General features: G+C 57.4%; 22 protein-coding genes and 3 tRNA genes. 19 read left to right on the top strand and 6 right to left on the bottom strand.

Features of this window, described 5'->3' with window-relative positions:
• Nucleotides 1–62: 62 nt before the first annotated feature.
• Together asd and ACY692_RS10465 are read right to left on the bottom strand one after the other, a co-directional pair.
• A complete protein-coding gene (gene asd, locus ACY692_RS10470; protein WP_462325309.1) occupies nt 63–1,181 on the bottom strand; it encodes an aspartate-semialdehyde dehydrogenase in 1,119 nt (372 codons plus the stop codon).
• A 109-nt stretch (nt 1,182–1,290) separates the two neighbouring features.
• Nucleotides 1,291–2,514, bottom strand: a complete 1,224-nt coding sequence (locus ACY692_RS10465; protein ID WP_462325308.1) for an LL-diaminopimelate aminotransferase — start codon at nt 2,512–2,514, stop codon at nt 1,291–1,293.
• A gap of 254 nt (nt 2,515–2,768) precedes the next feature.
• On the opposite strand from ACY692_RS10465, the gene ACY692_RS10460 reads away from it, so the two are divergent.
• The 8 genes from ACY692_RS10460 (at nt 2,769) to ACY692_RS10425 (ending at nt 6,812) form a co-directional block, all read left to right on the top strand.
• Nucleotides 2,769–3,515, top strand: coding sequence for an FKBP-type peptidyl-prolyl cis-trans isomerase (locus tag ACY692_RS10460; RefSeq protein WP_462325307.1), 747 nt, complete (start codon nt 2,769–2,771; stop codon nt 3,513–3,515).
• A gap of 318 nt (nt 3,516–3,833) precedes the next feature.
• Nucleotides 3,834–4,184, top strand: coding sequence for a hypothetical protein (locus tag ACY692_RS10455; RefSeq protein ID WP_462325306.1), 351 nt, complete (start codon nt 3,834–3,836; stop codon nt 4,182–4,184).
• 75 nt (nt 4,185–4,259) lie between these two features.
• Nucleotides 4,260–4,345, top strand: a tRNA-Tyr gene (locus ACY692_RS10450).
• A gap of 12 nt (nt 4,346–4,357) precedes the next feature.
• Nucleotides 4,358–4,435, top strand: a tRNA-Glu gene (locus tag ACY692_RS10445).
• A gap of 4 nt (nt 4,436–4,439) precedes the next feature.
• A tRNA-Asn gene (locus tag ACY692_RS10440) sits at nt 4,440–4,515 on the top strand.
• A 333-nt stretch (nt 4,516–4,848) separates the two neighbouring features.
• Nucleotides 4,849–5,403 (top strand): hypothetical protein, encoded by a 555-nt coding sequence (locus ACY692_RS10435; protein WP_462325305.1) that lies wholly within the window; start codon nt 4,849–4,851, stop codon nt 5,401–5,403.
• A 304-nt stretch (nt 5,404–5,707) separates the two neighbouring features.
• Entirely contained in the window at nt 5,708–6,250 is a 543-nt protein-coding gene (locus tag ACY692_RS10430) for a hypothetical protein (RefSeq protein WP_462325304.1), read from the top strand.
• A gap of 61 nt (nt 6,251–6,311) precedes the next feature.
• Nucleotides 6,312–6,812 (top strand): hypothetical protein, encoded by a 501-nt coding sequence (locus tag ACY692_RS10425; protein ID WP_462325303.1) that lies wholly within the window; start codon nt 6,312–6,314, stop codon nt 6,810–6,812.
• A 90-nt stretch (nt 6,813–6,902) separates the two neighbouring features.
• Here the strand turns inward: ACY692_RS10425 and ACY692_RS10420 are convergent, their stop codons facing one another.
• Together ACY692_RS10420 and ACY692_RS10415 are read right to left on the bottom strand one after the other, a co-directional pair.
• On the bottom strand, nt 6,903–7,958 hold the full coding sequence (locus ACY692_RS10420) for a phospholipase A (protein ID WP_462325302.1): 1,056 nt from the start codon (nt 7,956–7,958) through the stop codon (nt 6,903–6,905).
• A gap of 97 nt (nt 7,959–8,055) precedes the next feature.
• Nucleotides 8,056–9,351 (bottom strand): phenylacetate--CoA ligase family protein, encoded by a 1,296-nt coding sequence (locus tag ACY692_RS10415; protein ID WP_462325301.1) that lies wholly within the window; start codon nt 9,349–9,351, stop codon nt 8,056–8,058.
• Between the two features lie 230 nt (nt 9,352–9,581).
• Between ACY692_RS10415 and ACY692_RS10410 the strand changes: the two genes are divergently transcribed.
• Nucleotides 9,582–10,373, top strand: a complete 792-nt coding sequence (locus ACY692_RS10410) for a prepilin peptidase (protein WP_462325300.1) — start codon at nt 9,582–9,584, stop codon at nt 10,371–10,373.
• On the top strand, nt 10,370–11,023 hold the full coding sequence (mobA, locus tag ACY692_RS10405) for a molybdenum cofactor guanylyltransferase (protein ID WP_462325299.1): 654 nt from the start codon (nt 10,370–10,372) through the stop codon (nt 11,021–11,023). Before ACY692_RS10410 ends, mobA begins: the two co-directional genes overlap by 4 nt.
• 275 nt (nt 11,024–11,298) lie before the next feature.
• Here mobA and ACY692_RS10400 read toward each other — a convergent pair whose 3' ends face one another.
• A complete protein-coding gene (locus ACY692_RS10400) occupies nt 11,299–12,291 on the bottom strand; it encodes an NAD(P)H-dependent glycerol-3-phosphate dehydrogenase (RefSeq protein ID WP_462325298.1) in 993 nt (330 codons plus the stop codon).
• A 144-nt stretch (nt 12,292–12,435) separates the two neighbouring features.
• On the opposite strand from ACY692_RS10400, the gene ahbB reads away from it, so the two are divergent.
• The 5 genes from ahbB (at nt 12,436) to ACY692_RS10375 (ending at nt 17,073) form a co-directional block, all read left to right on the top strand.
• A complete protein-coding gene (gene ahbB, locus ACY692_RS10395) occupies nt 12,436–12,927 on the top strand; it encodes a siroheme decarboxylase subunit beta (RefSeq protein WP_462325297.1) in 492 nt (163 codons plus the stop codon).
• A gap of 94 nt (nt 12,928–13,021) precedes the next feature.
• Nucleotides 13,022–14,290, top strand: coding sequence for a glutamate-1-semialdehyde 2,1-aminomutase (hemL, locus tag ACY692_RS10390; RefSeq protein ID WP_462325296.1), 1,269 nt, complete (start codon nt 13,022–13,024; stop codon nt 14,288–14,290).
• 141 nt (nt 14,291–14,431) lie between these two features.
• On the top strand, nt 14,432–15,700 hold the full coding sequence (locus ACY692_RS10385) for a hypothetical protein (protein ID WP_462325295.1): 1,269 nt from the start codon (nt 14,432–14,434) through the stop codon (nt 15,698–15,700).
• A 471-nt stretch (nt 15,701–16,171) separates the two neighbouring features.
• Entirely contained in the window at nt 16,172–16,363 is a 192-nt protein-coding gene (locus tag ACY692_RS10380) for a hypothetical protein (RefSeq protein WP_462325294.1), read from the top strand.
• Nucleotides 16,363–17,073 carry a ubiquinone/menaquinone biosynthesis methyltransferase gene (locus ACY692_RS10375; protein WP_462325293.1) on the top strand — a complete coding sequence of 237 codons (711 nt, stop codon included), beginning with the start codon at nt 16,363–16,365 and terminating at the stop codon, nt 17,071–17,073. Before ACY692_RS10380 ends, ACY692_RS10375 begins: the two co-directional genes overlap by 1 nt.
• A gap of 24 nt (nt 17,074–17,097) precedes the next feature.
• Here the strand turns inward: ACY692_RS10375 and ACY692_RS10370 are convergent, their stop codons facing one another.
• Complete coding sequence (locus tag ACY692_RS10370; RefSeq protein ID WP_462325292.1) at nt 17,098–17,421, bottom strand: DUF2065 domain-containing protein; 324 nt, start codon at nt 17,419–17,421, stop codon at nt 17,098–17,100.
• Here ACY692_RS10370 and mqnB point away from each other — a divergent pair.
• From mqnB to ACY692_RS10350, 4 genes are all read left to right on the top strand, one after another.
• Complete coding sequence (gene mqnB / locus ACY692_RS10365) at nt 17,420–18,115, top strand: futalosine hydrolase (RefSeq protein WP_462325291.1); 696 nt, start codon at nt 17,420–17,422, stop codon at nt 18,113–18,115. The genes ACY692_RS10370 and mqnB overlap by 2 nt on opposite strands.
• Nucleotides 18,116–18,128: 13 nt before the next feature.
• Entirely contained in the window at nt 18,129–18,920 is a 792-nt protein-coding gene (locus ACY692_RS10360) for an MqnA/MqnD/SBP family protein (protein ID WP_462325290.1), read from the top strand.
• Nucleotides 18,921–18,980: 60 nt separating this feature from the next.
• The gene (locus ACY692_RS10355; RefSeq protein ID WP_462325289.1) at nt 18,981–19,949 is read left to right on the top strand and encodes a polyprenyl synthetase family protein; all 969 of its coding nucleotides are present in this window, start codon (nt 18,981–18,983) and stop codon (nt 19,947–19,949) included.
• 1 nt (nt 19,950) lies between these two features.
• Nucleotides 19,951–20,983: HDOD domain-containing protein (locus ACY692_RS10350; protein WP_462325288.1), on the top strand; the 1,033-nt coding region annotated here is incomplete at its 3' end.

The following is a 20,983-nucleotide window of genomic DNA, read 5'->3' as shown; positions in this document are numbered from 1 at the left end:
GAGGTATCCCTGACCGCCTTTGTGCTGTCTGACGTTTGGACAAAAATATCGAATCGCCCCACCTACCCCAGCCTCTCCAGCAGAATCTGCAGCATCCTTCTCAAGGGCTCTGCCGCGCCCCACAAAAGCTGATCGCCCACGGAAAAGGCGGAGATGAAACCCGGTCCCATATTCATTGTGCGGATTCTTCCCACGGGCACCTCAAGGGTTCCGGTCACCCTGGCCGGAGTGAGTTCCTGCATGGAGATCTCTTTTTCGTTGGGGATAACCCTCACCCAGTCATTGTGGGCCGCCAGCATGGCCTCGATCTCGTTTATGGGAACATCCTGCTTCAGCTTGATGGTAAAGGCCTGGCTGTGACAGCGCATGGCCCCGATACGCACGCACAACCCATCGATGGGCACGGGGCTGTCCGAGCGGCCCAGGATCTTGTTGGTCTCCACAACCCCTTTCCATTCCTCCCTGGTCTGTCCGCTTTCCAGGGGACGGTCGATCCAGGGAATCACGCTGCCGGCCAAAGGAACACCGAAATTGTCCGTGGGGAATCCGTGGCCGCGCATGGTGGAAATGACCTTGCTATCCAGCTCGGCAATGGCCGCGGCCGGATTGTTCAGGATATCCTCGGACGCGGTCCCGATGACCCGCATCTGGTTCACCAGCTCACGCATGTTCCTGGCCCCGGCACCCGAAGCGGCCTGATAGGTCATGGAGGTCATCCACTCGATCAGATCCTTTTCAAACAGCCCGCCCAGCCCCATGAGCATGAGGGAAACCGTGCAGTTGCCGCCCACGAAATCCTTGGTTCCTTCGTCCAGGGCCGCATCGATCACCTTCCTGTTGACCGGATCGAGCACAATCACGCTGTCATCGGCCATACGCAGGGTCGAAGCCGCATCGATCCAGTACCCCTTCCAACCCTGTTTGCGCAGTTCAGGATGGCATTTTTCCGTATATCCCCCACCCTGACAGGAAACCACCACATCCATGGTCTTCAAAAGATCATAATCATACGCATCGGCCAGCGGAGGAATATCCACGCCGATGTCCGGACCGGCCTGCCCGGCCTGGGAGGTGGTGAAGAACAAAGGTTCGAACCCGGAAAAATCCTTTTCCTCGAGCATCCTGCCCATGAGTACCGATCCGACCATCCCCCGCCATCCGACAAATCCGATCCTAAGCATCTTCCCTCTCCTGATTGTCAATATTCTGATTCGTTACCAAAACCCTCCGGTATCCTATGTCAGGCAAAAGCCCTAAGGCAACCTTAAACATAGGTGATCTATCACGAGATCAGCCCAGGGCCTTTTGGATCCGCTCCATGGCCGTGACCACGTTCTCGTAACTGTTGAAGGCACTGATGCGGATATACCCTTCCCCGCATTTGCCGAATCCCGCTCCCGGGGTGCAGACCACGCCCGCCTCGTTCAACAGCAGATCGAAGAGTTCCCAGGATCCCCTGTTCCCGCTGACCCAGATGTAGGGGGAGTTCTCACCACCCACACAGGCGAACCCGAGTGCGGCCATCTTTTCCCGGACCAGCGCGGCGTTCTTCAAATAATAGTCGGAAAGTTCACGGACCTGCTTTTTCCCTTCCTCGCTGTACACGGCCTCGGCGGCCCGCTGGATGGGATAGGACACCCCGTTGAACTTGGTGCAATGCCTGCGGTTCCAGAGTGCGTGCAGCGCAAGTTCCTCGCCCTTCTCGTCAAAGGCCCTGCAGGTCTTGGGCACGACCGTATACGCGCACCGGGTTCCGGTGAACCCGGCTGTCTTGGAAAAGCTGCGGAACTCGATGGCCACGTCCCTGGCCCCCTCGATCTCGTAGATGGACTGGGGCAGGGAATCGTCGCGCATGAAGGCCACATAGGCGGCGTCGTACAGGATGAGGGCCTTGTTCTCCCGGGCGTAGTCCACCCAGGCCTGCAGCTCGTCCCGGGTGATGGTCGTGCCGGTGGGGTTGTTGGGGAAACAGAGATAGATCAGATCCACGGGTGTTTCGGGCAGGGCGGGGACGAACCCGTCCTCGGCGGTGCAATCCATATACACGATCCCTTCGTACCGGCCGTCATTGAAGGCTCCGGTCCGGCCGGCCATGACATTGGTGTCCAGATACACGGGATAGACCGGATCGGGGATGGCAATGGTGATATCCCGGGCAAAGAGTTCCTGGATGTTCCCGGTATCGCACTTGGCCCCGTCGCTGATGAAGATCTCGTCGGCGTCGATGTCCGCGGACCGGGCCTTGAAATCCTCCCGGGCAATGGCCCCACGCAGAAAGTCATACCCCTGCTCCGGGCCGTAGCCGCGGAAGGTCTCGGGATCAGCCATTTCGTCCACGGCCTTGTGCATGGCCTGGATGCAGGCCTCGGGCAGGGGCATGGTCACGTCCCCGATCCCGAGGCGGATGATCTCCCGGTCCGGGTGGGCGTCCTGGAACGCGGCGACCCGTTTGGCGATGTCGGAAAAGAGGTAGGACGCCTGCAATTTCTTGTAATTTTCGTTGATACGGATCATGCGTTCGCTCCCTTGGTTACGTTCATTGGAAGACGGTTGCATAGCTTGCCTTGGCCCGATTGACAATCTTGTGCAATCCGCCCATCTAAACCTTTCATGGTTGCAAACCATGTCAAATAGTGAGAAGCCTTGGGCCCGGGCCAAGGAGACACCTGCCGGGCCAACAGGTTTGGGCCGGATTTTTTCCTTCGTCCCCAGTTGTTGTGATACGTTCAACCGTTTTAAAACACCCCTTACGATACGGAGTCTTGTTCATGAAAAAAATGCTCTCTTTGCTTATGTGTATCCTGTTTATGACCGTAGCCTGTAACCAGGATAACAACGATACCCCCAAGGAGCCCCAAGCACTCAATTCTCAGCAGGAAAAAGTCAGCTACAGTATTGGGATGGACATCGGTAAAACCATCAAGGAACAAGGTTTGGATGTCGATCCTTCTTTTGTGGCCCTGGGCATGCAACACGCCTTTGCCAATGCGACCATGCTGCTCTCTGCTGAGGAGGCCAAAGAGGTCCTGGTCAAATGGCAGCAGGAAATGATGCAAAAACGCGTCGAAGGGATCAAGAAAAAAGCCGAGGCAAACGCGGCCGCAGGCAAAGCCTTTCTCGATGAGAATGCCAAGAAGGATGGCGTGGTCACTCTTGAGAGTGGACTCCAGTACAGGATTGTCAAAGAGGGGAATGGGACAACACCTACAGGGGAGGATATAGTCACCGTACACTATAAGGGCACCCTGACTGATGGGACCGAATTCGATTCGTCCTACTCACGCAACCAGCCGGCCACCTTTCCGGTCAACGGTGTGATCAAGGGATGGACCGAAGCGCTCAAAAAGATGAAAGAGGGCGGCCATTGGATGCTGTATATTCCTGCGGATCTCGCGTATGGCGAACGCCAGGCCGGTCCCAAAATCGGCCCCAACTCCACCCTGATCTTCGACGTCAAACTCCTGTCTATCGGAGAAAAAGGGGCAACGCCTTCCACGGGAAAAGCAACCGAGTAACCATCCGGCAACCGAAATAGGGGGAAGTCGCCACATTTACGCTTGGCCCCCCCGTTATGAAAACCGCTTATAGAGCGTCCGTCCACGGGAGCAGCCCCTGGGCGGACGCTCTTTTTGCTCCTGGATCCTGTTTTTTGGTCCCACTCGCCATTGACAATCACGATCGAACCCGTAATGTTTGAAACGTTGAACATTGACTCTTCGCCCTTGCCAGAGCGTGCTCCACACGACCCAAGGCCCGCCATCCCACTGGGGATGCCCCCTACACTCCCGGCCATTACTCGCTTTGAGCAAGACATAACCCAACGGATGTACACCATGCCTGATCAAGACACCACGGTCTCTTCCCATACGAACAATCTTCCGGCAAAGGTCGAGGAAACAGGGCTCGCCCTGCGAGAATCCAAAGAATTACTCCAAAAATCCTTTGCCAAAGCCATGCTCACCAATCTGGCCATCATGGCCTGCTCCGGCGTATTCGCCACCCGCTCGGCCCGTCTTTTTTGGGAAAAGCGGGGCAAGCAATGGAGCAAGGATCTCAAGGAATTCACGGGAAAGGCGTATAGGGCCATCAAACAAGACGCCTTTGGTTCAGATGAGACCATAGAGACCCTGCAATTTCTCGATGCCCTCCCCCCGAGTGACGCCCCCCAACTTCCCCCGGAATAGAGAATTTTTCCGTCCATCGCGTTTTTCGACTTGACCCGGATGACAAGTTTCTTTATCAAGCTGCTTCCGCATCCCGGAGGGGTTCCCGAGTGGTCAAAGGGAACAGACTGTAAATCTGTCGGCGGACGCCTTCGGAGGTTCAAATCCTCCCCCCTCCACCACGATGCACAGACGTCCCCATCGTCTAGCTAGGTCCAGGACACCAGATTTTCATTCTGGGTACAGGGGTTCAAATCCCCTTGGGGACGCCAACATTCCCCGGTGGCTCAATCGGCAGAGCGGGTGGCTGTTAACCACTAGGTTGTAAGTTCAAGTCTTACCCGGGGAGCCAGACTATTTTCCCGCTACGTGCGGGATCAAGCAGGCAATGGATATCCATTGCCTGCTTTTTTTGTGTCCGTTCCCCTTTTTTACCCCTGCCCTTCTTTTCCATCCCTTTGTTCGGATTTTCCGGACACCATTCCCCAAATCGTGTATAACCATGCCTTGAAAAAGCGTACACGATACTCTCTGCACACCGCCCTATCCCGACAACCCACAGAAAAGAAAAGACAAAACGCTTCGGCTCACATCTTGCTGTTTCCAAGATACAGATCTGCCACGGTCCTGGAAGGAGCCCTCGGTCCGGACACCATTCACCACTATCCACCATGAGGAGGGAATCATGAAGCGTCTGATCCTGTGTATCTCTTTGTTCGTCTGTTGCGCGCTGGTTTCGCCACCCGTGTTCGCCAACACCATCACCTTTGACACAGCGACCCAATCATCCCCTGGAGCAGCGTTCACTATCGACGAGGCCACGTTCCATGACTTCTTTCTGGGGTACGACCAGGTCGATGAAAACTACCTCGCGGCAGATTTCGCGTACGGTGCGGCGGGGTCAGATATGTCCACGATCAATTTCTCCGAACCGGTATATCTGACAGGATTTGACTACTTCGCCAGCGGATTGAACTGCCTGCTCAACCACCAGGGAACGACCATTTCAGGTGGGATGTCCTTTCTTGGACCATCCTCGACAGCTTGGACCCCATTTGTCGGGGGAGGAGCCTTGATAGACGAGATCGTCTTCCAGCTTCCTTCTACCCCTGCCACGACGGCCGCGTCCCTCAACCTCGACAACCTCGAATACGAAGCGGTTCCCATTCCAGGAGGATTGGCCCTGCTCGCCTCGGCCCTGCTCGGTATCACCGGATTCAGAAAAAAGTACATGTCTTGACGTATCCGCCAATCGAACAAACGCAACAGCATACATACGGCCAAGCCCGCATATCCAACAGCCGGGCTTGGCCGTTTTGATTCTCCCGATCGGTGTTCGCCATTTCCGGATACCATTCCGAAAGGACGATAAAAATCGTTCTGTAAAACCGGAATACAGGGCAGCTGCCCCCCAGACAATATCCCAACCAATGAGTATAGCTGATAAAAAAATGCGGCGCACATATTGCTATTCTTGAAGATGTTCACCCATCTCCAAACCCGGAACAGCACACCCACCAACCCCATACCACGGAGGTAAAGAGATGAAACGAGCCACGCTCATCCTGTTTTCGCTACTGGCAATCGCCTGCATGGGCCGGATCCCCTGCAGCGGGGCCGCAACCATCACCTTTGACAACCTCGGGAGCGCCTACAACGGCGCGGGCCAGACGTTCTCGTTCCAAGGCGTCACCTTTTCGGGATGGTCCCTGGGGAGCGATGGACAGACATGCTACCTCACGGATTCCGAGGCAGGCGGACCAGGAACGGTCATGGCCTCCATCTCGTTCGACCAGGGACCAGTGAGCATGCTGGGGTTCGATATGTTCACGACCGGAATGACCTACACGGACAGCTCTGGCCAGAGCCAAACGATCAAACCGACCATGGGCTGGACGGGTTTCGCTCCCGCCGCATCCGGACCCACCGACGGGATCAGTTTTGGGGTACCGTTTTTCTCCGGGTTCAGCATGCTCCAGATCGACAACCTGAGCTATGAATACGTACATACCCCGATACCGGGCATTTGCGGCCTGCTCTGTTCAGGGCTTTTAGGCCTGGCTTGGCTGAAGAGAAAAAGAATGTGACCGCCTCTACTCCCAATATCCACACCGGCTATTGGAATATCGGTACGCAAAGGAGAGACGTATGAAAAAGATCATCTTGTTTCTTGGTATATTCTTCTTGATCGTATGCACAGCCCATGCCTCGCCCGTAACAATCGACTTCGACACGGTTCCCATAGGATCGGGGATACAAGGAGAGACCGTTGATATCGGAGGGGTCCTTTTCGATGGTTGGATCATGGGACTGGGATTCGCAGCCGGCGCGGGAATGACTCAACCGACAATCACCTTTAGCCACGGCCCGGCGGACCTGATCGGATTCACCTATCTATCATTGGGGGACGCCCAATGTCTTATTGACGGGTCCTCCGAACTGCTTCCGTTTGGTTTTGGCTCTTTTGTTCCATCAACGGACGAACTGGTCGGCACCATCTCTTTTACCCTACCCACACTAGGAGCTATCGTCCTGGACAACCTGTACTACGAATATCCAACCGCCCAGACCCCTATTCCGGGGCCATTGGCCCTTTTGGGTATCGCCCTGGCCGGATTTTTCGGGACCAGAAAAAAATCCGGGGGCTGACCCGCCACACTCCAAACGGGAGAGGCCTGGTGCACACCGCACCAGGCCTCTCCCGTTGTCTATACTTACAACCATCTCCACGGCCGCAGACTAATTCCAGTCATCCAGAACAAACCCGATGCCTATCCTGTCCACGGCATGGTCATAGTCAAGCAAACTCTCTCCGTATCCGGTAAAATATTGCACATAGCCACTCAGCTTGCGGCCCAGGGGAAAGGCCCAATCCAGTTGCAAGGCGCCCCGATTGTCATCGAACCGGCAGTTGTTCCGCCACATGGCCCCAAAACGGTGACCGTCCAGATAATAATGGACCCACAGCTCCCCTGGTCCCATGTACTCGTCGATGTTTGGATTGTCGTCCTCGTCTTCTGATTCCGGAATACGGTACCAGGTCTTGATTTCAAACACGAAGTCCTTGTATTCCAGCCCCAGATTGCCCACCAGCCGGTTCCAGCTTCTGGACAGCGGTTCGGCCCGGCCGTTGGACTGGTGATTGAGGCCAAAGGTGACCGTACGGAGTTTGACCCCGAGCAGGTCCAAGTCGGTCCGGTAATCCAAAAGCACCTCGGGTTCATAATTGGTCTCCCTGAACGGAGAGGATTCATCCACACTATATACCTGCCAGAAGGATCTCTGGGTGTACCCGAACCAGAGATCCATGTTCTGTCCGAGAACATCCTGCCACAGTTTGACCTTCATGCTCAATTGGAACGCGGCTTCGGCATCCTTGACCGTATCTACTTCCCCGGTGTGATCGGGCTCTCGGTTGGGAGATCCGTTATAGGTGAAGGGCATAATATAGTTGTCCCGATGGGGCATGAAGGTGAACCGCCCCCGGGGCTTGGATCCATCGAGTTCCCAATGTCTGGTCAGATAAGACAATCCATCGTCCTTGGCCGCTGCGGGCTCCCTGACGACGGCGGTCGCGTTTTCTGCAGAAAGAGGCACCGGTGCTGCTGCCACAGCCTCCTCTGCGGTTCTTCCGGCCAACCGGTCGTAACAGTCAAGCCGCCGTTCATCGTCCCTGATGCAGGCGCATTGTTCAAAGGTCCGGGGCTGTTCTGCCCAGAGTAATCCGGGGACAAGCCATCCGAACACCGCAACGACAACGATCAGATCGACGATCCGTCTTGGCACACCCTCCACGATCCACTCCCTCCCGATACTGTTTTTGTATCCAATCGTGCCGCCCGTCCACAATCATGTCCCCGGAGCACGAACGGCCCAAATACCTCCGCACGTATCAATCCCCGTTACGCTCGTCCACGACCCGCTTGCTCTTGCCATAGGTCCTGGGAAGCCCCAATGGATCGACGACGCGGACGTTCCCGCGCACCAGAAGTTTCTTGCGCAATTCCACGGAAACGGCCTCGGACAGGTTGGCGTCCATATCGGCCGAGGTGCCGGGTTTGCGTTCCACGCTGACCAGCATATGGTCCAGGCCGCCTTTGCGGGTCAGATGGATCTGGTATTCCGAGCTGACCTCGGGAAAGTGCTCCAGAACGTCGGCGATCTGGCCGGGATAGATGTTCACCCCGCGGAAGATGATCATGTCGTCGGAACGGCCCATGATCTTGTCGTGCATGGGCAGAGACAGACCGCAGGAACACTTTCCGGGGATGATCCGGCACAGATCCCTGGTCCGGTAGCGGATGAGCGGAGCGGCCTCCTTGCACAGGGTGGTGATGACCATCTCGCCCATTTCGCCCGGGGGTACGGGGTGCAGGGTTACCGGGTCCACGATCTCCAGAATGTAGTAATCCGCCCAGTAGTGGATCCCTTCATGGGCCGAACATTCCAGACCGGCTCCCGGGCCATAGAGTTCGGTCAGTCCGGAGATGTCGAAAGCGTCTTCCGCACCCAGAAGATCCAGCACCCGTTTGCGCATCTTGACCGTGTGCGGTTCGGACCCGAAAATGAGTTTTTTCAGGCCGATCTTTTCCCTGACCCCGTGTTTTTCTACCTGTTCGGCCAGAAGCAGGGCCATGGAGGCCGTGGAACACATGCAGGTGGACTGCATGTCCTGCAGAAACTGGAGCTGGAAATCCAGATTGCCCGGGCCAAGGGGGAGGGCCATGGCCCCAAAATGTTCACACCCCAGCTGGAACCCGGCTCCGGCTGTCCACAATCCGTATCCAACGGCAATCTGGACACGATCTTCCCGGCTCAGCCCGGCCAGCTCGAAACACCGGGCCATCATGTCCTTCCAGTCCTCGATATCCTTCCGGCTGTAGGCTAGCACCTTCCGCTTCCCCGTGGTTCCGGACGAGGCATGCACCCTGACCACCTGGTCCATGGGCACGCTGACCAGGGGAAAGGGGTAGCCGGCCCGCAGATCCTGGACGGAGGTAAAAGGGAGGCGGGTCAGATCGTCCAGCGACCGGATGTCTCCAGGAGCTACCCCGGCCTCCTTGAGTTTTTCCCGATACGCCACGCTCCCCTCATAGGCATGGCGCACGGTCCATTTGAAACCCTGGAGCTGTGTTGCCGCCAACCCCTCTTCCGTGTAATCGGGCAAAAAACGATAGTTCGATCCCATGTCTGACTCCTTACAAAAAAAGCCGCGGTTCTGGCCCGCGGCTTTTTTCGTCTTTTCAAAAAACCACCGTGGACCGCCCGGAAGCTTTCCACGGTGTATGATGGACTGGATTTTAGTGGACAACTTCCCTATACAAGGTCGCGCCACCACCAATACGTTATCGTTGTTTCAGGTACGTGCATAATGGGCGTACTATGCGATGCCACCCTCATCCTGTCAAGAAGGAAACCATGTATATCCTGCCCCTCGCCCCCATCCCCACAGCCGTCATCGCTCTCGTTCTCGGACTGGTTCTCGGAAGCTTCTATAACGTCTGCATCTTCCGGTATCTCTCCGGCACCTCGATCGTCCGCCCCGGCTCCCACTGCCCCGGTTGCGGCCACGTCCTTGCCTGGTGGGAGAACATCCCGGTCATCAGCTATATCTTGCTCAGGGGACGATGCCGGTCCTGCAAAACCCCCATCTCCCTGCAATACCCTCTTGTAGAACTGCTCTCCGGCATCCTGTCCATGCTCCTGGCCCTGCGTTTCGGCCTGGGCCTGACCTGGCTCTTCTATCTCGTCCTCACGGGCATGCTTCTCGTGGGCAGCTTCATCGACCTGCACATCTTCATTCTTCCCGACCTGATCACCCTGCCGGGAGCAGGCATCGCCCTGGCGGGGGCGTTCTTCTTCCCCCACGGTTTTTTGAGCGGATTGATCGGCGGACTGGCCGGGGCGGGACTGTTCCTGCTCATCCAGCAGACCTACCGTCTGATCAAAAACACCGAAGGGTTGGGCACCGGGGATATCAAACTCATGCTCATGCTCGGGGCCATGACCGGCTGGCAGGGACTGCCCATAATGGTCTTGTTCGCCGCAGTAACCGGCCTCGTGGTCAGTCTGGCCTATCTGCATAAGGGAGAAGGCAAGGGGATGAAAACCGCCATCCCCTTTGGGCCATTTTTGAGCATGGGCGCGTTGCTCTATGTCCTTTGGGGCCAAGAAATTTGGAATATCTATCTAGGACTGTTCGCGAAATGACACCATCCCTTGGTCTCCAAGGCGTGGTCCTGGCCGGCGGAAAATCCACGCGCATGGGCAAAGACAAGGCCAGGGTCGTTTTCCACGGTCAGGACCTGGTCAAACATGCGGTCAAGGTTCTGGAAAATCTGTGTGACCAGGTCTGGATATCCGGAAGAGACGGGAGTGGACACGGACTTTCCAACCCATGGTTTCTGGATGAGGCCCCGGGCAAGGGACCATTGAGGGGCATCGTCACGGCACTGGAACACATAAAAGCCCCGTGCATGTTCCTGCCCTGCGACCTCCCGCTCATGGACGTCCCGACAGCCTCCCGGCTGACACACGCCTACAAAAACCGCCCCCCCGGTACCCTGCGCACGGACTTCATCCAGCAGGCAACCGGCTTCATAGAGGCCCTGGTGGCCATCTACGATCCTGGTTGTATCCCCTTTATCAATCGGGCCCTGAGCCAAGAACACTACAAGGTAGCCCGGGCCATCCCCGACCAATTCTGCGTCCACATTCCCTATTCCAGGTCCGGCTCTCGCCCGTTCCTGAATATCAACTACCCCGAAGACCTCGAACTCCTCAAACAGGTGGCCGAGGATTTCTGCGTCCTGCCCAACCCCAAGCCCCCACGGTTCCAGCACAAAAAACAACCGAGGTGACGCTGATCATTCATTCGGTGCCCTGAGAAAAACCGTCACTCTTAAGCCGTCGGGGCCGGAAAAGCGTTGTCACATTCCGGACCGGCTTTTTTGTTTTTGGCCGTCATTCACCGCGCAGGCCGCGATCTTGATGTCCAGGCAACGCGTTAGGCCGCACAAAGAGTCAAAGGCAGGGAGGTCCCGGATCACGTCCGGGGATGACGTATTTGGGTTTGTCGAGTCCTTGTCACGTCTCCGGCCTCCCCCCATATCTTCCAGGCCCGGAGGCACGTGTGCTATTCATCCTTGAGTTGCCTGGACATGAGTTCCTGGACCGCTGTTCGCGGATCCTTGTCTGCGTAGAGCACCTTGTAAACCTGCTCGGTGATGGGCAGTTCGATCCCGTATTCCACCCCCAATCCATACACCGAGCGGGTGGTTCTGACCCCCTCGGCGACCATGTGCATCCCTGCAAGGATCTCTCCCAATTTCTTGCCCTGCCCGAGCTCCAGCCCCACCCGGCGGTTGCGGCTCAGGTCGCCGGTACACGTCAGGACGAGATCCCCCATACCGGACAATCCCATGAAGGTTCGCTCCTGTGCACCCATGGCCTCCCCCAAGCGTGACATCTCCGCCAATCCTCGGGTGATCAGGGCCGCCCGGGCATCGTGACCGGATCCAAGGCCGTCGGAGAGACCCGCGCCGATGGCCATGATATTCTTCACCGCACCGCCGATTTCAACCCCCTTGAAGTCCGGGGTCGTGTAGACCCGGAACTGGTCGGTGGAAAAAACATCCCGGATCAAATGGGCCAGCTTCCGGTCTTCACATCCCAGGGACACCGCTGTGGGTAACCGGCGGATGACCTCCTTAGCAAAAGAAGGGCCGGACAAGATCGCATACCGGGGGGATTTGCCCTCAAGGGATTCGGCAACCACTCGGGACAGGGGCTTGAGGGTCCCGTTTTCCACCCCTTTGCTGGCGCAAACAACGATGGGCCGATCAGAAAAAAGGTGTTTGTTGCGGGAAAGGACGTCCCGAACAAACTGCGACGGCACGGCCACCAGAACACACGCCGCCCCCTGCATGACCTCTGCGATATCCGATGACACTCCAAGCGAGGGACACAGACGGGCTCCGGGAAGATACCGTTCATTGACCCGTTCTCTCGCCATCATCCGGGCCTGTAGGCCATCCCTGACCCATTGTCTGACGGTGTTCCCCCTGCGGGCCAGCAGATCGGCCAGGGTCGTCCCCCAGCTTCCTCCTCCGAGTACTGCGATATCCATGGGTTCCTCCTCACGGGCTTAATGGAACGTGCCGGGACCGGGTACATTCCGCCCCGAACAAAGGCAAGATACGGCCGTATGGTTGCGATCCGTGTACGAAAAGGGTAACGTACTTTTTTTATCATCAACCAGACAAGCCAAACAATGAACGAACAAACGACACCGGTGTCCTTCACCAAGGCCGAACACAGGGTTCTCGAGCAACTCCAGGGAACCATCCCCCTTTCTTCCACCCCTTTTGCCGATATCGCTCGCAAAGCCGGAGTGGACGAAGATTTTGTCATCTCCCTCATCAGGAAAATGAAAGACAAGGGGTACATACGACGGTTCGGGGCCACCCTCAGGCACCAGAAAGCCGGCTACGGTTTCAACGCCATGGTCGCCTGGTATGTGGAAGAGGGCATGGATATCCGAGCCATCGGCTCGGCCATGGCCAAGCGGCCCGAAATCTCCCACTGCTACCAGCGAAAGAACTGCATGGACTGGCCGTACAATATTTACACGATGATCCACGGCCGGACCAAGGACGATTGTCTGGGTGTGGTCAAGGAACTCGTGGAACAGACCGGGGTGACCCAATACGATCTTTTGTTCAGCACGAAAGAACTCAAGAAGACCTCCATGCGCTACTTCTGACCGTGCCCTGGACAACCCGGCCATCCCCACGGGCCAAACAATCCCCTGCCATATATACGGACATTGCGCAGAAGAAAAAAAACAAGGACCTTTCATGACCGATTCCAAAACACTTTTCCAATCCGCACAAGAAATCATCCCCGGTGGGGTCAACAGCCCTGTCAGGGCCTGCAAGAGCGTCCAGACCGACCCCCTCTTCGTCACCAGGGGCCAGGGCTCCCATCTCTGGGTCGAAGACGGCCAGGAATTCATTGATTACGTCATGTCCTGGGGACCGCTCCTCCTCGGGCACAACCATCCCGCAGTCAACCAGGCCATCCATACGGCAGTGGACAGGGGGACCAGTTACGGGGCCCCATGCGTGGACGAAATCAACCTGGCCGGGGCCGTGGTCGACGCGGTCCCGGGGGTAGAAATGGTCCGCATGGTCAATTCCGGAACCGAGGCGACCATGAGCGCCCTGCGATTGGCCCGGGGCTACACGGGCAGGAACAAGGTTGTGAAATTCCATGGGGGATACCACGGACATGCGGACGCCTTTCTGGCCAGTGCCGGATCGGGCGTGGCCACCCAGAGCATCCCGGGGACCCCGGGCGTGCCTGAAGAGGTGGTCAAACACACCCTGCTCGCCCACTACAACGACCTGGATGCGGTCAAGGAACTCTTCGACAAGTACGGCCATGACATCGCTGCGGTTTTTGTGGAGCCGGTGGCCGGAAATATGGGATTGGTCCCCCCGAACAAGGAATTTCTCCAGGGACTGCGTGACCTGACCACTGCCTATGGCGCAGTGCTGGTCTTTGACGAGGTCATCACGGGATTCCGGGTCTCCTTTGGTGGGGCACAGGGACACTTCGGGATCACACCGGACCTGACCTGTCTGGGCAAAATCATCGGAGGCGGTCTCCCCGTGGGTGCCTATGGGGGCAAACGGGAGATCATGGACCGTATCGCCCCATGCGGGGACGTCTACCAGGCAGGGACCCTGGCGGGAAATCCCCTGGCCATGGCCGCCGGACTGACCACCCTCAACACCCTGGCCAAGCAGGACTATGGACAGCTTGCCGACAGAACCCGCGGGTTCTGCCAGGAACTCGTCTCCATACTCAGGGCCAAACAGATCCCGGTCCAAATAAACCGCATCGCATCCATCTTCACCCTGTTCTTTGCCGAAGATCCGGTCACGGATTTCGCTTCGGCCCAGAAAAGCGACCAAGGTCTTTTTGTCAAATACTACCAGCAAATGCGCAAACAGGGGATCTATCTGGCACCTTCGGGATTCGAGTGTTCGTTCACCTCCTTCGCCCATAGCGAGGACGACTTCACCAGAACCCTTGAGGCGGCCGACAAGGTAACATTCTAATGCGGCCAAGCCGCTGTTTTAAGTTTTAGGTTTTACGTTATACGTTTTCAATCGGTTATAGAATTTTCTTGTTTTTTATGGCAGACTTTCACGGGTACGGTACTCCCCCTGCTGTGTCAGCGACCAACCAAGAGGTGTCCCATGGGTGCACATGACAACGAAGAGATTATTGATCTGACCGATGTGGTCGAGGAAGAATCATCCCCACAATCCTCCCAGGGCAAGGACGGCGATTTTCCCCACGAGCAGGCCATCGACCCCAAGGACCTCGAAGCGGAATTTGAACAATTGCTCCAAGGGTCCCAAGAGGCGGAGGGTCCATCGGATTCAGGAGACGATCTGGACATAGAATCCCTGTTCAGTGAAATGGAACAGGAACCGGAGACCAATCCCTCGGAAGAGGACGCATTCCCCGCATTTGATGATGAAAAAGGGCCCGAGGATGCTGCAAACGCGGGATCCAAGGATGCCGAAGGGATTGCCGACCTGGAGGATCTCTTTTCCACATCCGGGGAGAGCGGACCGGCCACAGCATCCCCCGGTGCAGATATCCAAGAGGAAATGTTCCCTGCCGGGGAAGAAGGCGGAAAGCCTGATGACCAGCCGGCACCGGAACCCCCGGAGGAGCCAACGGAGGAGCCAAATGCCGGCACCGGAATGTCCGGGACGTCCGACACTGCTGAGGAACCGGGAATCGACCAAGAACCGGAACCGGTCCCCACCGCCGAATCCTTTGCCCAGACGGAACCGGCCCCGTCTCTGGACGGAACGGCAGAAGAAGAGCCCGCCGGCATGCAGGATACAGGGGAGGCCGGAACGTCCGACCTTGTGCCATTGCAAGAACGTATAGAGGCCCTGGAATCACGCCCAGCCGGTCCTGACCAGGAAACATTGTATGCCATGCTGACCAGCTTTTTCAGCGAGAATCCTTCAGGGAAGGAGATACTCCAGGAAATCGCCTCCCAGGTATCCAATGATGTTCAAAAAACCGTTCAGGGGCTGGTGGAACAAAGGCTCGATACCATGGATGTCCCGTCATCCGAGGAGATTACGGCCATGGTCCAAAAGGAGATCAAGGAATCCGTGGCCGAGAACATGCCCACCCCCCCGGATTCCGGGGCCATCGTCCAGAAGATCAGCGACCAGGTCCAGCAAAAGGTCCAGGACGGTATGGAGGCGTGGGAGGCAGAGCGCGTCGCCCTGCGCCAGGCCATCGATGCCCTGCAGACGGATACCCCACAGGAAGAGAAAAGAACCGAGGAACGCCTCGGAAGCCTCGCTGAGACCATGGTGACCAAGGAAGACCTGGCCGCTCTGGACACAGACATCCAGGCCAGGCTGGAACGCGATATTCCAGCCGCGGCCGCACGGATCATTCGAGAGGAAATAGCCGCCCTGGTGAAGGGATAGTATCCCGGGCCACACACGGCAACAAAACGGTTGAACACAGCAAAAACGCTGTCTGGTCTGCCGGGACAACGGTGCCCGGGGTACCATCGGACCTTCCGGGACACGGCCAACGCTTCCACAAACATTGTCCTGCGCTGGAACGGCCGCGCCCCCATTGGTGCCCGTAGAAAAACACCAGACATATCGTCACGTGTCCATAGGACCACGGTTGCCACAACCGGTCCAGAATTCCGAGGCAGACGCATGGTTCCCCATGCGTCTGCCTCCATTTTGCAAGCCCCCCGTGGCCTTCCGGGATAACACCTATGGGAGATCTCGACGTGGGGCAAAGTCCATGCTAAAAGCCGCTCTTGCGAGGGAGATGGCTCCACGGTTATTTCTCTTGGACCGCCCGGTGTTCGTTTGTTCCGTGTTGGTCAAACCCATTTCCCGACCGGGCGGTTTTTTTTGATGAGATGAGCGGAGCGCAGCATGGACAAGACCGAACAGCAGGCATTGCAGGTAACCAAGGAAATCCTCGTCAAATTTATCGAGGTCGGCAGGATTTCCCCGAACAATTTTTCCGACCATTTCGCGACCATCTACAACGAAATTTTACACACGGTTGCAGAAAGCGGTCCGGATGCATCCCCAAGAGATCACGGGACCAGCGAGGCAACCTAGTGGATAGACCACCGTCACAACGCACCCCGGTCGCCCATCTATTCAACGGCATTGCCCGCTGGTACGACTTTCTGAACCATTTTCTGAGCATGGGCCAGGATATCTATTGGCGCAGACGCCAGGTCAGGGGGTTGCGGGTTCCCCAAGGAGGGAGAGTTCTCGACCTGGCCGCAGGGACCCTGGACGTCACCCGTGAGATCCTGCGTATCTACCCGGGGGTTACGGTCGTTGCCATGGATGTCTCCCCGTCCATGCTCAAGCAGGGGGCCAAAAAAATCCCCCGAGTACGGTGTGCAGACGTGACAACGGTCCTGGGCGACGGACGCAGGATTCCGTTGCCGCCCAACAGTGTGGACCGCGTGACCATATCCTTCGGCATCAGAAATATCAGACCCCGAACGGAGGCCTACGCAGAGATCCTACGCATCCTTCGGCCCGGGGGTGTCGTGAGCATTCTCGAATTCGGGACGGGCAGGGAGATGATCTGGGGAGGCATGTACAATTTTTATCTGGACCGAATCCTTCCCCTCGTGGGCAGGCTCGTTTCCAGAGACCCCGGGGCCTATCGCTATCTGGCCGATACGATCAGGGGATTTCCCGCCGCCGGGGAGCTCGTCCAGGAACTGAAAAAGGCCGGTTTTGGAAGAATAATGTACCAACCCCTGAGTTCAGGGATTGTCTATCTGCATACTGCGGAAAAAAAGGGGTGAGAGAGATACGGGGCCGAGCAGGGGTCAACTCTGCGCAATATAGATCAACAGAAGTCCTGCCAGGATAGCGGTGACGCCCAGTCTGCGCAGACCGGAGACTGGGCTTTGGGCGAGGAGAGAAAGAATCTTGGGCATTTTTTCCGCCCAAAGAAAATACGGGGTTCCCTCGATGATGAAGGCCAGCCCCAATGCGCTCAAAAGTAACGACCAGTCGATGTGCATGCATGTCCATTGCCACCAGGCAACGACATTGTCCAGCACCACGGCCTGATTTCTCCCCTTCTTGGGTCTGCAGGTTCCTACGCACCTCCACGACCCCCCCCCTACGCAGCGGAGGTTTTGTTCCATGCTCGCACTTGTCTTTGCAACGGCCCGAGAATCCAGGGCCACGCTCGGCCCTTCCCATGTAGGGATCAAAGAGGGTACATGGGCCGAAGTCACCCTCCGGGGCCGGACCTGCCTCCAGGTCCTCACGGGGATCGGCTTGGTCAACGCGGCCCTGGTCCTGGGGAAACTCCTTGCCTCCTATCCCCGGCTCGAAGGCGTTCTCAATCTGGGAATCGGCGGCAGCTTCGATCCCCATGACCTTCCCCTTGGGGGCTGGGCAACGGCCAATCAAGAAATCTGGCCGGAGATAGGCGTCAAAAACAAGGGATGTGTCCATGCCCAGGCCCTGGGTTTTCCCATAGCCCATGCGGACAACGAAGTCGTTTGGGACCGCGTGTCCATCGATCCACAGCACAATATCCAGACCATGGGGCTGGCCCTGCCCCGATCCATGCACCAGGCCCCATTTATCACCGTGGCCGGCGTGACCTCCACCCAGGAACGGGCCCTCTTCCTCCAGACCATCTACAGGGGCGGCGTGGAAAACATGGAGGGATTCCCCCTGGCCCTGGGCTGCATGACCCACGGCATTCCCTTCGCGGAAATCAGGACCATCTCGAACATTGTTGGGCCCAAAACAGATGACACATGGCGGATCGACAAGGCATTCAAGCGGTTGGGGGATGTCCTGCCCGCTCTTTTTTCGGCCGCATGACGGCCATACGACCATGAACAAACGTTCCCTGACTATCGCTCTTTCCCCCTGCCCCAACGACACCTTCATTTTTGGAGCCTGGGTCCTCGGCCGTGTCCCGGATATGATGGTCCAGGGTTCGCGCTTTTTCTGGAAAGATGTCCAACGGCTAAACGAGGACGCCGGCAAGGGATGCTTTGACGTCGTCAAGGTTTCCGCGGTCCAGGCCCTCCGGCTCGAACCGACCTATACAATGCTCCGGTGCGGGGGGGCTTTTGGAACGGAACAGGGTCCCAAGCTGGTGACTCTACCGGGGACCGAGCGTCCACGGAGGATCGCCGTACCGGGAATGCTCACCACCGCAACGACCCTCCTGCGCGCCGCCTACGGCACAGACTTCGAACCGGTCCCCATGCCCTTTGACCGACAGATCGAAAGCCTGAAGCAACAACACGTCGATGCGGCCCTGCTCATCCATGAAACCGCCCTCGTGTACCAAGCCCACGGACTTGACCTCCTCCTTGATCTCGGCAAATGGTGGAACGGGATTACACAGGGCCTTCCCCTGCCCCTCGGAACGATCATCCTGCGCAGGGATATCGCCAACCAATTCAAGGACACCATTGAAGAGCAGATCCGCCGGAGTCTGCAGTCCGCCCTCAAGGATCCCCGTTCTCTCGTTCCCGTTATGCGCGGTTTTGCCCAGGAGATGGATCCGGCCACTCTGGAGGTCCATATCCAGGCCTATGTCAATACGTATTCAATGGACATTTCCACTGCGGGCCAAGCCGGGCTGGACCACCTCCGGAGCCTGCTTCCCGCTTGATTCTTTTTTGTTGCCCACCACCTTTACCGCTTTGAGAGAGCCGTCCACACCGACCTGCCCATGAATGATCTAAAAGCATATATGGCCCACGAACTCCCCCGTATTGAAGAGACATTGTTCAGTCTGACCAGGGGGCTGGAACCCGAGGTCCTTCCCCTCGTGGAACACGTCCTCGAGGCCGGCGGGAAAAGAGTCCGCCCCATTTTGACCATCCTCGTAGCCCGGGCCCTTGGCTATACAAAGGATGACATCTACCCCATGGCGGTGGCGGTGGAGCTTCTGCATTCGGCCTCCCTGCTGCACGACGACGTTTTGGACAACGCCAACCTCCGTCGCGGGGAAAGGGCCGCCCACCTGGTCTACGGAACGAACCACGCCATCCTCGGCGGGGACATCCTTTTCGCATTGGCGAACAAAATCGCGGCCGGTTACGATATCCCCGCCCTGACCCATTGCTTGGCCCAGGCCATCATGCACACAGCAACGGGCGAGATTAAGGAGATCTCCCTGCTCAGGAATCCCGCGATAACCCGGGCACAGTACATCGACATCATCACCGGGAAGACCGCCTATCTTCTCCAGGTCGCTTGCCAATGCGGGGCGATCATGGCCCGGGCGGACGAAAAGATGCTGGCTGACGCCTCGACCTATGGACTCAATCTTGGTATAGCCTTCCAGATCGTGGACGACGCTCTGGACTACGCATCCACCGCACAGATCTCCGGCAAACCCCTTGGTGGCGACCTCAGGGAAGGAAAATTCACCCTTCCACTGGTCCTGTACCTTCAGGAACTCGATCCCGGAACAAAGGAACGCCTCATGGCCAAGCTGCGGCATAAGGGGCTCGCGGACGACGACATCTCCTCCGTGGTCCACGACATACAGGCCAAGGGGTTGGACAAAACAACCCGCCAGGAAGCGGCTCGCTACCTCGAACAGGCCGGAACGGCCCTGCAGCGGCTTCCTGAATGCAAGGAAAAACATGTGCTTTCCTCGTTCATAGGCTTTGTACTCAATAGGGACAGATAGGATGGATGATCCACAGGCCCTCACAAAAAAAATTTCCAAATCCCTCCGGCTGTGCCAGCAGACGATCTTTCCGCCGGTCATGGGAAAACTCCTCCATGAGGCCATGCAGCCCGATCCGGACCTACAAAAAATCGCCGATATCATCCGCCTTGACCCACCGCTGACGGCCATGGTTCTCGCGCTGGCAAACTCTCCCTACTACAAGCTGTCCTCGCCTGTATCGGGTATCCAGCGGGCGGCCGTGGTTCTCGGCAACAAGGAACTGCTGAAAATCGTCCTTTTTGTCTCTTTCCAAAACCGACTCAAATCATTCTCCACATCGCGTGAAAGTGGGCTCATCAGTTCATGGAACGCCACGGTCTGGGCAGCGACCGCCGCGGAACAACTGGCTCGTCATCTTGACCCGGCCCACACGTCCCAGGCCTACCTGTGCACCCTGCTCAAGGACCTTTCCAGAATCCTCCTGGCAACGACGGATAGTCTCCCGTTCACCCTCAAGGAATTGGCCACGTTCTCTCCCCAACAGGCAGCCGTCGAAAAACGGATGTGGGGGACCACCCACGCACATCTGACCAAAGAACTCCTGGACCAGTGGTCACTGCCCGACATATGCACCGAAGGGATCCTCGCCCATCACGACGTGGATCATCTCGACCAACATCCCCCATTGGTCCAGGCGGTCATTCTGGCCACGAGGTGGGCAGAGGTCGAATTCCAGCACAAGGGGGATCCAAGGCCGGCCCTGCAGTTCACCCTACTGGCCCAGAAAATCCTGGGCATCGATGAGGACGGCTTTGAAATCCTCCGGACACAGGTCACCGAGACCTTCCGCTCCATGTGCGATATTCTGGAGATCCCCCAGGTCAAGATTTGGGAACGTTTTTTCGACCACTCCATCAAAACCATGCAGCACCTGTTCTTCCTCAGTATTGATATCCGCAACATTCCCCACGGCATACCATCGGTAGCAAAATCCATCGGCATGCACCTCAACCTCTACTGGGGAATCGACAATTGGGACATGGCCCTTATCT

It is taken from the genome of Desulfoplanes sp. (assembly GCF_054921335.1).
This window is presented reverse-complemented; position numbering and strand designations above follow the sequence as displayed.